This is a genomic window from Rhizobium deserti, assembly GCF_004358025.1.
In the GTDB taxonomy this organism is placed as follows: Bacteria; Pseudomonadota; Alphaproteobacteria; order Rhizobiales; family Rhizobiaceae; genus Neorhizobium; species Neorhizobium deserti.
The window spans coordinates 238471-251172 of the sequence record NZ_SMTL01000002.1 but is presented as its reverse complement, the minus strand read 5'-3'; the positions used below and the strand labels follow the sequence as shown (position 1 = coordinate 251172).

13 protein-coding genes are annotated in these 12702 nt (G+C 60.9%); 7 read left to right on the top strand and 6 right to left on the bottom strand.

Annotated features, from left to right (window positions below; translation table 11 throughout):
• The first annotated feature begins 64 nt into the window (after positions 1-64).
• Entirely contained in the window at positions 65-754 is a 690-nt protein-coding gene (locus E2F50_RS07570; RefSeq protein ID WP_133315526.1) for an HAD-IA family hydrolase, read from the top strand.
• Here E2F50_RS07570 and E2F50_RS07565 read toward each other — a convergent pair.
• The 5 genes from E2F50_RS07565 to E2F50_RS07545 all read right to left on the bottom strand — a co-directional run bounded on the left by E2F50_RS07565 (position 751) and on the right by E2F50_RS07545 (position 6688).
• Positions 751-2115, bottom strand: coding sequence for an APC family permease (locus E2F50_RS07565; RefSeq protein ID WP_133315524.1), 1365 nt, complete (start codon positions 2113-2115; stop codon positions 751-753). The genes E2F50_RS07570 and E2F50_RS07565 overlap by 4 nt on opposite strands.
• A gap of 101 nt (positions 2116-2216) precedes the next feature.
• Positions 2217-2657, bottom strand: coding sequence for a YqaA family protein (locus E2F50_RS07560; RefSeq protein WP_133316370.1), 441 nt, complete (start codon positions 2655-2657; stop codon positions 2217-2219).
• A gap of 91 nt (positions 2658-2748) precedes the next feature.
• Entirely contained in the window at positions 2749-5277 is a 2529-nt protein-coding gene (gene secD, locus E2F50_RS07555; protein ID WP_133315522.1) for a protein translocase subunit SecD, read from the bottom strand.
• Positions 5278-5359: 82 nt separating this feature from the next.
• The gene (locus E2F50_RS07550; RefSeq protein ID WP_133315520.1) at positions 5360-5722 is read right to left on the bottom strand and encodes a hypothetical protein; all 363 of its coding nucleotides are present in this window, start codon (positions 5720-5722) and stop codon (positions 5360-5362) included.
• 348 nt (positions 5723-6070) lie between these two features.
• Positions 6071-6688, bottom strand: a complete 618-nt coding sequence (locus tag E2F50_RS07545) for a TerC family protein (protein WP_133316369.1) — start codon at positions 6686-6688, stop codon at positions 6071-6073.
• A gap of 238 nt (positions 6689-6926) precedes the next feature.
• On the opposite strand from E2F50_RS07545, the gene E2F50_RS07540 reads away from it, so the two are divergent.
• From E2F50_RS07540 to E2F50_RS07520, 5 genes are all read left to right on the top strand, one after another.
• Positions 6927-7295, top strand: coding sequence for a response regulator (locus E2F50_RS07540; RefSeq protein WP_133316368.1), 369 nt, complete (start codon positions 6927-6929; stop codon positions 7293-7295).
• Between the two features lie 70 nt (positions 7296-7365).
• A complete protein-coding gene (locus E2F50_RS07535; protein ID WP_133315518.1) occupies positions 7366-7665 on the top strand; it encodes a hypothetical protein in 300 nt (99 codons plus the stop codon).
• A 248-nt stretch (positions 7666-7913) separates the two neighbouring features.
• On the top strand, positions 7914-8468 hold the full coding sequence (msuE, locus tag E2F50_RS07530; protein WP_133315516.1) for an FMN reductase: 555 nt from the start codon (positions 7914-7916) through the stop codon (positions 8466-8468).
• Between the two features lie 82 nt (positions 8469-8550).
• Positions 8551-9042, top strand: coding sequence for a heme-degrading domain-containing protein (locus E2F50_RS07525; RefSeq protein ID WP_133315514.1), 492 nt, complete (start codon positions 8551-8553; stop codon positions 9040-9042).
• A 7-nt stretch (positions 9043-9049) separates the two neighbouring features.
• Entirely contained in the window at positions 9050-9625 is a 576-nt protein-coding gene (locus tag E2F50_RS07520; RefSeq protein ID WP_133315512.1) for a DUF924 family protein, read from the top strand.
• A gap of 6 nt (positions 9626-9631) precedes the next feature.
• On the opposite strand, the gene E2F50_RS07515 is transcribed toward E2F50_RS07520, so the two are convergent.
• The gene (locus E2F50_RS07515) at positions 9632-9883 is read right to left on the bottom strand and encodes a GlsB/YeaQ/YmgE family stress response membrane protein (protein WP_133315510.1); all 252 of its coding nucleotides are present in this window, start codon (positions 9881-9883) and stop codon (positions 9632-9634) included.
• A gap of 175 nt (positions 9884-10058) precedes the next feature.
• Between E2F50_RS07515 and E2F50_RS07510 the strand changes: the two genes are divergently transcribed.
• Positions 10059-12584, top strand: a complete 2526-nt coding sequence (locus E2F50_RS07510; RefSeq protein ID WP_245515338.1) for a mechanosensitive ion channel domain-containing protein — start codon at positions 10059-10061, stop codon at positions 12582-12584.
• Positions 12585-12702: the final 118 nt, after the last annotated feature.

Genomic DNA, 12702 nt, shown 5'->3' with positions numbered 1-12702 from the left:
CTCAAGAGGCTGGCCGCTACGAATGTTCCGGCAGGTGACTCGCCTGAAGTCAGAAGGAATTCCCATGCACGCTCCCACTTCGCCTTCGATCCTGCTTCCGTCCAGGAACTATGCTGCTTTTCTCTTCGACATGGACGGCACCATTCTCAACTCGACTGCCGCGGCGGAACGGGTCTGGGGCCGCTGGGCTGCACGCATGGGCCTCGACGTCGAGGCATTCCTGCCGACAATGCATGGCAAGCGTGGTATAGACACGATCACGGCACTCAACCTGCCGGGCGTCGATCCGGCAGCCGAAGCCGAGGAAATCCTGCGCGGCGAGATCGAGGATGTGGAGGGCGTCGTTGCTCTCCCCGGCGCAGTCGAGTTCCTGAAGGCGCTGCCGCCAGAACAATGGAGTATCGTCACGTCTTCGCCCATCGAACTTGCCAAGCGCCGCCTGGAGGCCGCCGGCATACCTGTTCCGCCTCATATGGTGACAGCGGAAGACGTGACGGTCGGCAAGCCCGATCCGCAGGGCTATCTGCTGGGTGCAAAACGCCTCAACGCCAGCCCCTCCGACGTACTGGTCTTCGAAGATGTGCTGGCCGGGATCCAGGCAGGCGAGGCGACCGGTGCCGACGTGATGGTGATCACCGCCACGCATTCCCATCCGATGGAAACGGCACATTTCAAGATACCGGCCTATCTCGACGTCGCCGCCCATATCGGCGAGCATGGCCTCTTGTCCCTGCGGCTGAAGGACGGGCGTTAAGCGGCGGCGGCAGCCGTTTTCATGAACCGGACGGTCGCAAACCAGAGAAGCACGCCGAGCCCCAGCAGGCAGGCGGCAATGCCGTACTGGATCGGGTCACGCCCGCTCCAGGGACCGGCCAGGAAAACACAGGAGATGGCGCCCAGCACCGGGAGGATGGTTGGGGTACGGAAATGCTTGTGCGCCACCTTGTCCTTGCGCAACACCAGGACCGCTATATTGACGATCGCGAAGACGCAGAGAAGCAGGAGCGAGGTCGTGCCGCCAAGTGCCGGAACGCCGCCCGCGAAGAGAATCAGCACGACGGCAAGCAGAGATGTGAAGCCGATGGCGATATAGGGAGTGCGGCGCTCGGCATGCACCTTGCCGAGCGCCTGCGGCAGCACGCCTTCACGCGCCATTCCATAGATCAGGCGGCTCGCCATCATCATGTTGATCAGCGCCGAATTGGCGACCGCGAACATGGTGATCACGGCAAAGATGCTGATCGGGAAATTCGGCGCTCCAGCCTGGACCACCTTCAGAAGCGGCGTTTCGCCGGCACCCAGTTCATCGGCCGGAACCAGCGTTATGGCGGATATCGCCACCAGAACGTAGATCACGCCGGTAATACCGAGCCCGGCGAGAAGCACCTTCGGGAAGACACGGCTCGGATTTTTGCATTCCTCGGCCATGTTGACCGAATCCTCGAAGCCTACCATGGCGAAGAAGGCGAGCGCGGTGGCGGAAACCACCGGCCAAAAGACGCCGCTGTTTTCGGGCGTCGCAAAGGTCCAGGCGCGCGAGACATCTCCTTGTCCGCCGGCGATTGCCCAGAGGCCGATGCCGATGATGATCAGAAGCCCGGTCACTTCGACAACCGTCAGGACTACGTTCATCTTGACGCTTTCGCCGACACCGCGAAAATTCACGGCGGCGACGAGCGCAATGAAGGCAACGGCCATGAGGGGAACGCCCCAGGCGCCGACCTCGAGGCCGAGCGAAGTCGCGAAATTGGAGGCGAATGCCCGAGACGCGGTGGCGGCCGAGGTGATGCCGGAGGACATGACGGCAAAGGCGACGATGAAGGTGAGGAAGTGGATGCCGAATGCCTTGTGCGTATAAAGAGCTGCCCCAGCGGCCTGCGGGTATTTCGTCACCAGTTCGAGATAGCTGCAGGCGGTCAGCAGCGCGACGATGAAGGCAATCAGGAAGGGGAGCCAGACCACACCGCCGACTTCTGCCGCCACCTGGCCGGTCAGGGCATAGATGCCGGTCCCCAGAATGTCGCCGATGATGAAGAGCAGAAGCAGGCCCGGGCCCATGACGCGTTTAAGATCCGTCTTTTCCTCGCCCTGGACCGTCACTGGCTGCTCCGTCATGCCTTCCTCCGTAACCTCGCGTTGCATTAAGCCTTCAATGGCGAAAAGCAGCCGTTGTTCCAAAACGGTTGTAGAAGAAGCCGGCTCGGCTGCGGGGCGCTTTAACCGGTCACGCCGAGCGTGATCGCCGCAAGGACGATATAGCGGAACGCCTTACCGATGAAGACGAGCAGGAGAAAGGTCGGAAGCGGCTCCTTGAGCACACCGGCCGCAACGGTGACGGCATCGCCGCCGATCGGTATCCAGCTCAGGAGCAGCGACCACTTTCCATATTTGCGGTACCAGGCCTGTGCTTTGTCGAGCTTTTCCTGCGTCACCGGAAACCAGCGGCTGTCACGGAAGCGCTCGACCCCGCGTCCGAGCAGCCAGTTGACGCCGGCGCCCAGCGTATTGCCGACAGAGGCTGTGAGCAGCAGTGCCGCCAACGGATATCGGTCCGTCAGGATCAGACCGACGAGAATGGCCTCCGACTGCATCGGAAAGATCGTCGCGGCAATGAAAGCGGCGGAAAACAGACCGGCGTAGGCGGCAAGATCGATCATCATGAAACTGCTTTAGCCAAACCTCTGCATGGGCTCTTCTACGCAAAAGGGCGGATTTTCATCCGCCCTTTTCGAAATTTGTTGCCTGACCTCAAGCCTGGCTCGGCCGCTCGCCATCCGCCGCCGCTTCTGCGCTGTCTGCCTTGACGCGGTGGCGTGTCCGCCAGTCGCCGAGGAAGAGCAGGATCGGCGCTGCGATGAAGATAGACGAAGCACCGGCAACGAGGATGCCGAAGGCCATCGGCACTGCGAAGCTTTCCACCGCGCTGCCGCCCCAGATCGCCATCGGCAGAAGCGACAGGAAAGCCGTCGCGTTGGTATAGAGGCTTCGGGCAAGCGTCTCGTTGATCGACTTGTCGATGATCTCGCGCAGCGGCATCGACTTGTAGAGCCGCATGTTTTCACGCATGCGGTCGTAGACCACGACCTTGTCGTTCACCGAATAGCCGACCATGGTCAGCACCGCAGCGATCGCCGTCAGGTTGAAGTCGAGACCGGTAATGGCGAAGAAGCCCACCAGCTTCGTGACGTCGAGCACAAGGGTTACGATGGCTCCCACGGCGAACGGCCATTCGAAGCGCACCCAGATGTAGATGAGCATGGCGACGCTGGCGATGAACACCGACAGGAAGCCGGCGATCGCCAGTTCGCCGGAAACCTTCGGGCCGATGACGTCGGTGCCCTGGACGGTCGCCGTCGGATCGATTTTGGTGACCTCGTCCTTCAGCTTGGTGACAGCTGCGGTCTGCGCTTCTTCACCGCCCTCCTGGCGCTGGGCGCGCACGAGAATGGTGTTGGGATCGCCAAAGGACTGCAGCATGATTTCGCCGAGTCCAAGCGTATTCAGGCCTTCGCGGAACTTGCCGAGATCGGCCGTCCCTTGCGTCCTCACCGACATCTGGATGCCGCCGCGGAAGTCGACGCCGTAGTTGAGGCCCGGATAGAAGAACAGGGCTACGGAGGCGATCGACAGGAGAGCCGAAACCCCGACGCCGAAGAAGCGTGCCTTCATGAACTGGATGTGCCGGTCATAGGGGCTGAACCGGAACAGCGACTGGATGTTGATCACCTTCAGCTTCTGGCGGCGCGCGATCGCAATCATCGTGACGCGCACGAAGGCTACCGATGTGAACATGGAGATGATCAGGCCAAGGCCCATGGTCACGGCAAAGCCGCGAACCGGGCCGGAGCCGAAGTAGAACAGGATGGCCGCCGCGATCAGGGCCGTCATGTTGCCGTCGATAATGGTTGAATAGGCCTTGTTGAAGCCGTTGTCGATGGCCGCGAAAGCTCCTCGGCCCTTGCGGGTTTCTTCGCGGATGCGCTCGTTGATGAGAACGTTGGCGTCAACGGCAAGGCCGATGCCGAGAACGATACCGGCAATGCCCGGCAGCGTCAGCGTCGCACCGACGAGGGTCAGCGCCGAGAAGGTGAGGATGGTGTGGATCAGCAGCGCGACGTTCGCCAGTATGCCCCAGGTGCCGTAGAGCACGAAGATGAAGATGGCGACGAGGGCGAAGCCGACGAGGCCCGAATAGATGCCTCTCTGGATGGCGTCGGCGCCAAGGTCGGCGCCGACGGTGCGTTCCTCGATGACGGTCAGCTTGGCCGGCAACGAGCCGGCGCGCAGCAGTGCCGAAAGCGTCGTGGTTTCCTCCGGCGTGAAGCTGCCCGAAATCTGCCCGGACCCGCCGGTAATCGGCGTCTGGATCACGGGCGCACTCAGTACCTTGTTGTCGAGCACGATGGCGAAGGGCTTGCCGACATTGGCCTGGGTGATCTGCGCAAAGCGGGTCGCGCCGGCACTGTCGAAGCGGAAGGTGACGATCGGCTGGCGCGTCTGCTGGTCGAATGCGGCGCGCGCATCGGTCAGCCGGTCGCCGGACAGTTCGACGCGGTCGATCACCGGATACTGGGTGCCGCGCTCGTCGGCGAGCATGGTGACGCCCGGCTGGCCCTGTTCGCCAAGCAGGTGGAAGCTCATCTTGGCGGTCGAACCGAGCAATTGCCGCAGCCGCGACGGATCCTGCTCGCCCGGAAGCTGGACGAGGACGCGGTCACTGCCGACCCGCTGGATCGTTGGTTCGGCGACGCCCACCTGGTCGACGCGCTGGCGAATGATTTCAAGGCTCTGCTCGATCGCGGCGGTGATATGCGAGTTGATGCCGGCTTCCGTTTGAGCCAGGGAGATCGTATTGTCGGCCGGCGTGGTGACGGCCAGATCGCTGCCGCCGACCGTGGTGGTGCCGAGGCCTACCTGATTGGCGAGCGTCCGGAGCTGCGTCACGGCCTGGTCGCGCTGCGCCGGATCACGCAAGGTGACGACGATGGCGTCGCCCGAGCGGCGGATTGCGGAGGTGTTGACATTGGCTTCGCGCAGAACGCGGCGGCTGTCCTGCAGCAGGCTCTGGACCCGTTCGTTGATCAGGTCGCCGCGGTCGACTTCCAGCACCAGATGCGAGCCGCCGCGAAGGTCGAGACCCAGCGCCACACGGCTATGCGGCAGCCATGAGGGGAGGCGGTCCAGCGTCGATTGCGGGATGACGTTCGGCAGAGCCACCAGCATGCCGATGAATATGATGATGGCGTAGGTTGCCACCAGCCAGGGGGAATTTCTCATGTATCTGATCCTGCTGAGCCCTGATCACGCCGTTGGCATGAAGGGCGGAATTTGCCAGTCGTCGGGCGCTGATGCGCGAGGGTCAGGAGACCGTGGGCGGCGCTCGCGGCAGCGAGCCTGGCCAGAAACTGGCGACGAAGGGGGATGCGACACGCTGGGACGCGGCGACCGAGCGGCCGGCCGGATAGTTGGTCTCGGCAAGGCCGGGCAGTATGGCCCCGTCGGCATCCGCGATATGGGTGGCGGCACTGTCCTTGCGATCAGCTGCAGCCAGGGCTCGCAGCGGCTCGCGTTTGATCAGATGCGGTGTATCGGTATTCCGATCGGCGGATTGCAGGCCGCGAAAGAGTTCGGCATCCTTCGCCAGGCCCGGCAGCAGCCCCAGAAAGACGATCAGGGAAGCAGCGACAAAGAGCACCCAGCGCGACAGGAGGATGTCCTGCACGTTCGAGTATCCTGTCCGTGTTCCTTGCGGAAACACCGCCATCCACGTCCACTCCGGAGTTTCAGCAATCCGAAGCCTGCTTCGGAAGATCGCCGCCTTCTAGAGGAGAGGCTTCATATGGTCAATGCAAAGTCCGTAAGGCGGGGCTCACCAACTCTCGCGAGTGGGGGTCCGCGAGCCCCTGACCGGCATCATGCCGGCTGGCCCAACAGGTAGCTGGGCTTGTTCACCATGTTCAATGGGCACAATGCGAAAGGCAAAGACTTGGTGAGGCAATGGTGAAGGTGCGTCCCGTTTCGAAACAGTTCGCGCCTTTTGGCCTGCGGTCCCATGCAGCCTCGGAAGACTTTAAGCCCCGCGGAGAAGCGGCAGAACCTCGATAAAGCCGTGATAGATCATCGTCGCCGCCACATAAACGATGACCGCCAGGCCGAGATAGGCGATCCAACGGAACCGCTCGAGAAGACGGGCGACGAAGTTTGCGGCAACACCCATGAGAGCAATGGAAATCACCAGGCCGATAATCAGGATTGACGAATGTTGCTGTGCGGCGCCGGCGACGGCAAGCACATTGTCGAGCGACATGGAAACGTCGGCTACGACGATCTGGGTCGCGGCTTGCCAGAATGTTTTCTGCGGGGGCGTCTTGCCGCCAGCTGCGTCGATATGGGCCGCTTCGCCGCCGGCGCGCAGCTCGGTCCACATCTTCCAGCACACCCAGCAGAGCAGAAGCCCGCCGACCAGCTGGAGGCCAACAATGCCGAGAAGGTAGGAAGTGACGGCTGCAAATATGATGCGCAGAACGGTCGCGGCGATGATTCCAAAAAGAATGGCCTTGCGACGCATCTCCGCCGGCAGTCCAGCTGCCGCAAGGCCGATAACGATAGCGTTGTCGCCGGAAAGAACCAAATTGATGGCGATGATTTCGAGGAGAGCCGCCAGGCCGGCGGCCGTAAAGATTTCCATCATGAAAGCTTGAGCCTGAAATGCATGGAGGAGGGAGACCTTTCTATTCACATCTTTTGCCGGAGGCACAAGAGGATTTCACGGTTCGGCTTCGATCGCGCGAGGATGTACATCTCGGTCCGTCCGTCTCCACCAAAGACCGCCGCATGTCACAACTGCTTGCTCCCAACCGCGTTGTTCCCTATATCGCCGACGGTCGCAGCGACGACAGCCGTGGATGTTCCCAGCCAGGAGACGCATAATGGGCACACAGAAAGCCATTGTCCTGATCGTCGAGGACGAGCCGGTGATCCGTTTCACGAGCCTGGATGTGTTGGAAGAAGCCGGCCATATGGTCATGGAGGCGGCCAATGCCGATGAGGCTATGGTACTTTTCCGCAACCGCAGCGATATCGACATCGTCTTCACCGATGTGGATATGGCCGGCTCCATGGATGGGATCCGGCTTTCGCAGCGCATCCGCGCCATGCGCCCGAGTGTTGGCATCATCATCACCTCCGGCGTCGTCAATCTCGATCCGATGCTGTTACCCGCCAATACCGTCTTCCTGCCCAAGCCCTACCAGCACGACCGGCTTCTTGAAGCCATCTATCAGCTGATGCCATAACGGGCATGCCGCTGCGGAACCAGCGTCGCGGTCCCGGGTTATCTGAGCGGATCAACCCGAGGACAAGACGATGACGATCTTCAAACATGCGGCCATGGGAGCGCTCGCACTGCTGCTGGCAGGCCCCGCTTTTGCGCAGACGGCGACCGACCCGGGCAATACTCTGCCTTCAACTTCGACCATACCCGATGCCAATGCCCAGCGTGCGACAGGCACCTTGCCGCCGGGCGTTGCCGATCCGACGACCACCAATAGCACGACCGGCACGGCCGACCACGAAGATCATTGTCAGCCCCCTGGTACCGCCACCAACAGCAATCCGACCGCCGACGCGGTGACCATTCCGCGCGCAGGTCCTGCCTGCAACTAAGATGCGGTTGCCTGATCGGCGCCAGGGCGTCCTGTGATGTGTATTGCAGCGCGGGCCTCTAAGGTTCTGAATGGTATTGGTAGATCTTCGAGATTCCTCTGCCGCTGACATGTTCCGGCGGCGGCACGGAGCATCATTTTTCGTTTTTCCTTCGTCGCCTGCAGCTTCCTTGCTTCCACTGCTTGTCAATTCGACTAAGCTGCGACACTTCTATTGGGAAAATCGAAATGCGTCCGGAAGGGAAATGAATGTCGAGCTTCAAGTTGGTCGGCCTTGCAGGCAGCTACAATCGTCCCTCCAAGACCTTCGCACTGATCGACCATGTTGCAACCCTTGCCAGCGAAAAATACGGTTTTGAAAAGCGCCTTTATGACCTGACCGATGTCGGACCGTCGCTTGGGCAGGCGCAGCGCCAGGGCGATCTCGACGCGGCGGCGGCAGCGGTTCTTGCCGATGTGGTGGAGGCCGATGCGATAGTCATCGGCTCTCCGACCTACAAGGGCAGCTATCCCGGCATGTTCAAGCACTTCATCGACCTGATCGATCCGCAGCAACTGCGCGCCAAGCCGATCCTGATCACGGCGACGGGGGGCGGTGATCGCCATGCGCTGATGGTGGAGCACCAACTGCGGCCCTTGTTCGGCTTCTTCATGGCTCATACTCTTCCTACCGCTGTTTATGCGTCGGACCGGGATTTCACGGATTATGCAGTGTCCTCCGATGCCCTGAAGGAGCGGATCGGTTTTGCCGTGGAAGAGCTTTCCGCCTTCTTTCCGCTGAACGAGCTGGCCGCCGCGGAATAGCGCCAGCAAGTCAGCTGCCGAACTTTACAATCTTATCCGTCCGGTTCATCAATGCCCGCCATTGTGACCGAAGGAGGATGTCATGGGAATCGAGGAGGATCTGGCAAGGATCGCCGAGCAGGAGACGGCGCTTGTCTTCGAGCGATTCGATCTTGCTACCGCCTGGGATCTCGGTTCAAGGCTCCGCACGCTGGCCCAGGAGCGCCAGTTGGGCGTGGCGATCGATGTGCGCCTGCATTCTATGCCCGCCTTCTACACCGCCTTGCCAGGATCGACCGCCGATAATGAAGCCTGGGTGCGGCGCAAGCGGAATCTCGTTCTGCGCTTCTTCCAGTCGAGCTATGCGATCGGCCGCAAACTGGCGCTTCAAGACACGACGCTGGAGGACAAATTTGGCCTGTCCGCGGCGGACTACGCCGCGCACGGCGGCAGCTTTCCCATTAAAGTCGCTGGTGTCGGCTGCATCGGTGCCGTGACTGTTTCGGGCCTGCCGCAGCGTGATGACCACAACCTCGTGGTGGAGGTTCTGGCGGCCATGCTCGGCAGGGATTTTGCCACTCTTACGCTGGGTTGACGGCGACATGCTTCCACTGGATGTCTCAGTCCAATATTCTGTAAGGACGCCGGAAGAGGTTTTGCACTTCTGGTTCGAGCAGCTGACGCCGCAGCAATGGTTCGAAAAGAACGAAGCGGTGGATGAGGCGCTGCGGACGAATTTTGTTGCTACGCATCTTTCGCTGGCGCGCCTCGAGCTGGATCCTTGGCGGCTGTCTGCGGCAAAGCGTTTGGCAGCGCTTCTGGTTCTCGACCAGTTTTCCCGCAACATCTACCGGGGAACGGCGCTTGCCTTTGCCACCGACTGGATTGCCTTGAGCGAAGCGAGAACCGCCTTGGATCTGGGAGCTGACCTCATGGTCCCGCCTGAGCACCGAAGCTTCTTCTACCTGCCGTTCGAACATTCCGAACGTCTCGAGGATCAGGATCTGTCGGTGGAGCTTTTTACGAAGCTGGGCGATGCCCATTATCTCGATTATGCGGAGCGTCACCGGGAGGTGATCCGGGAGTTTGGGCGGTTCCCGCACCGGAATGCGCTTCTTGGTCGCGCATCGACCGTCGCCGAGCTGGACTATCTGTCCAGACCCGGCGCCGGTTTCTGATTTCGCCTAACGGCGGAACATTCGCGCGACGGCAATCAGGATACATGCCCCGATGAAGCCGGCAATGAGATAGCCGATCCAACCGCCCAGTACGACACCGAAGACGCCGAGAATGGCATTGGCGATAATGGCGCCGACAATCCCGAGGATGATGTTCATGAGGAGACCCATATTGCTCTTCATGAACTGTTCGGCGAGCCAGCCGGCAATGCCGCCTATAATGATCGCCGCGATCCAGCCGATACCTGCTTGTTCCATGACCTTACCCTTTTGTTTCCAGTTTGCGCCTGCTAACGCGCAGAAATGTTCCAAGGTTCCAGCGCAGATGTGAAGGAAGAGCGCCGGCTTCCTTTTCTTCGCCTTGAACCACCCCTATTTCCGCCCGAATCTCACTAAAGAAAACCGAATCCCACTCAAGAAAAAGAGCAAAGAATTGGCGACAGCTTTTTCCAAGGGCCTTTCTCCCCTGTTGCGGCATGCAAGGCCGCTTGCGGCGCTTTTGCTGGCCGCTTTGGCCGTGTTCGGACCGCCGGCGCCGCCGGCGGTCGCTCAGCAGCCGCCGCAACAGGCGCAACCCCAGCCAGTACAGCAGCCCCAGCAGGCGCAGCCTCCACAAGCTCAACAGCCGCAGCCGCCGGCCGATGTTACCGCCGATTCCATCAACGGAAACATGAAGGGACAGCTGGACACCATCCGCCAGCAGCTAACAACATTCCGCGGCCGGGTGGAAAGCGATGCGCGTGACGACGCGCGCCTGGCGGAGCTGAGGATCCAGGCGGAAGAGATCGTCGGCCAGATGCAGTCGGCATCGGACGCCATGAAGACGCGGGTGGAGCAGATCCAGGCCCGGCTGAGCGCTCTCGGCGAGCCGCCTGCTGCCGGCCAGCCGCCGGAAGCGCCGGCCGTCACGGAGGAGCGCAACCGGCTGCTCAACGAGCGGTCGCAACTCAACCTGATCGTCGATGACGCCGGTAACCTGTCGACCAGCGCGACACAGCTTGCCAACGGCATCACCAACCTGCGCCGGACACTGTTCGCGGAAACGCTGTTCCGGCACACCGAACTCTCGGGCGAGCTGTTTACCGAGGCGGGGCAGGCATTCGTGGCGGAAGTCGGCAATTTCGGCTCGACCTTCGGAAGCTGGATCGGCTTCGTCTGGCGCTTCAAACAAATCCAACTTTTTGGCGCCATCGCGCTGTCGCTCGGAGCAGGGCTGCTCTTCCTGTCAGGCGGCTACAAATTCTTCGGCCGCTTTCTGCGGCGCAACGGGCAGAGCGAACCGACTTATATCAAGCGGCTGTCCGTGGCTTTCTGGTCAACTGTCGTACAAACCATGTCCTTGGCGGCCTTTCTTGCTGCCTCCTATCTTCTGCTCGACGGGTTCAACATCCTGCGCTCGGATGTGGCGCCGATCATCGCCAATTTCTTCGGCCTGATCTGGTTCGTCACTTTCGTCTGGAAACTGAGCTACGGCGTACTTGCGCCGGGTGAGCCGGAATGGCGGCTGGTGCGCATCACCAATAACGGTGCGCGATTGCTGACGGTCGCCGTGTTGGTCATGGCAGTGATTAATGGGTTGGACTATCTGCTGGGGGCGATCAGCGAAGCCTTGAACTCGCCGCTGGTGCTGACCATCGTCAAGAGCTTGGTCGCAGCGGTCCTGATCGGTCTGATCCTGATTGCGATTTCCTTTGTTCGCCCGAGGATCGGAGACGATGAGGATTTCAACGGCAATGGTCACGCCTGGCCGCGCTTCGTCTCGATTATGCTGCGCGTCATGGGCGGCCTGCTGATCCTTCTGGTGCTGACAGGCTATATCGGGCTTGCCCGCTTCGCCTCGACGCAGATCGTGCTCACCGGCGCCGTGCTGGTCCTCATCTATCTTGGCCTGCTTTCCGGCAAGGCGATTTCGAAACAGGGCGCCTTCAAGAATACCGGTGCCGGCCGCCGTCTGGCGCAGCGCAACAAGTTCAACGAAGTGGCGCTTGATCAGGCAGGCCTTGCCGCCGGTCTCAGCATCTACGCCTTCGCCCTCTTGTTCGGCATCCCGCTGATCCTCATCACCTGGGGTTTTCAGATCGCCGATATTGAATCGTGGATCTTCAGGTTCTTCACCGAGATCCGGATCGGCAATGTGTCCATCTCGATCATCGGCATTCTGGGCGGCGTGCTGCTGTTCGGCCTCGGCTACATGATCACCCATTGGGTTCAGAAATGGGTCGACAACAATGTCATGGCGCGAAGCCAGGTGGATGTCGGAGTCCGCAATTCCGTCAAGACCGGGATAGGCTATCTCGGCGTGGGGCTGGCCGTGTTGATCGGCGTGTCTGCGGCAGGCATCAATCTTTCAAGCTTTGCTCTCGTTGCCTCGGCGCTCTCGGTCGGAATCGGTTTTGGTCTGCAGAACATCGTTTCCAACTTCGTGTCCGGCCTCATCCTTTTGGTCGAACGTCCATTCAAGGTGGGTGATCACGTGGTCACCGGCGCCACCGAAGGCATCGTCAAGAGGATCTCGGTGCGAGCAACGGAGATCGAGACCTTCCGCAAGCAGTCGATCATCGTCCCGAACTCGGATCTGATCAATTCGCCGGTGGGCAACTGGACGCATCGCAACAAGATCGGCCGCTCGGAAGTGCCGATTTCCGTCAGCTACGATGCGGACGCCCAGAAGGTCATGGATATCCTGCTGGAACTCGTCGATCAGATACCGGAAGTGCTGCGCAATCCAGAGCCGCATGTGGAGTTTCTAAGCTTCGGTCCCTCGTCGCTGAACTTCGAACTCCGCTTCCATCTGGCCGATATGGGCGAGGGGCTGCGGATCCGCAACGATCTGCGCATAGCCATCCTCAAGCGTTTTCGCAAAGAGGGGATCGAGATACCTTTCCCGCAGCAGGAGATCGTTTTCCACCGCGGCAAGCCGGTCATTCCGGAAGAATCCCATGGCCTCGGCGGAGCCTGATGTGCGTGCATCGGGCTCTTCCGATGGCTCGTCGCGGGCAAGCGTTTCGCATGTCGTATTCAGGCATCTGGCGGCCATGCGGGAACTGCATAGTCACTTCAGTTTCAGAAGGTCGTGA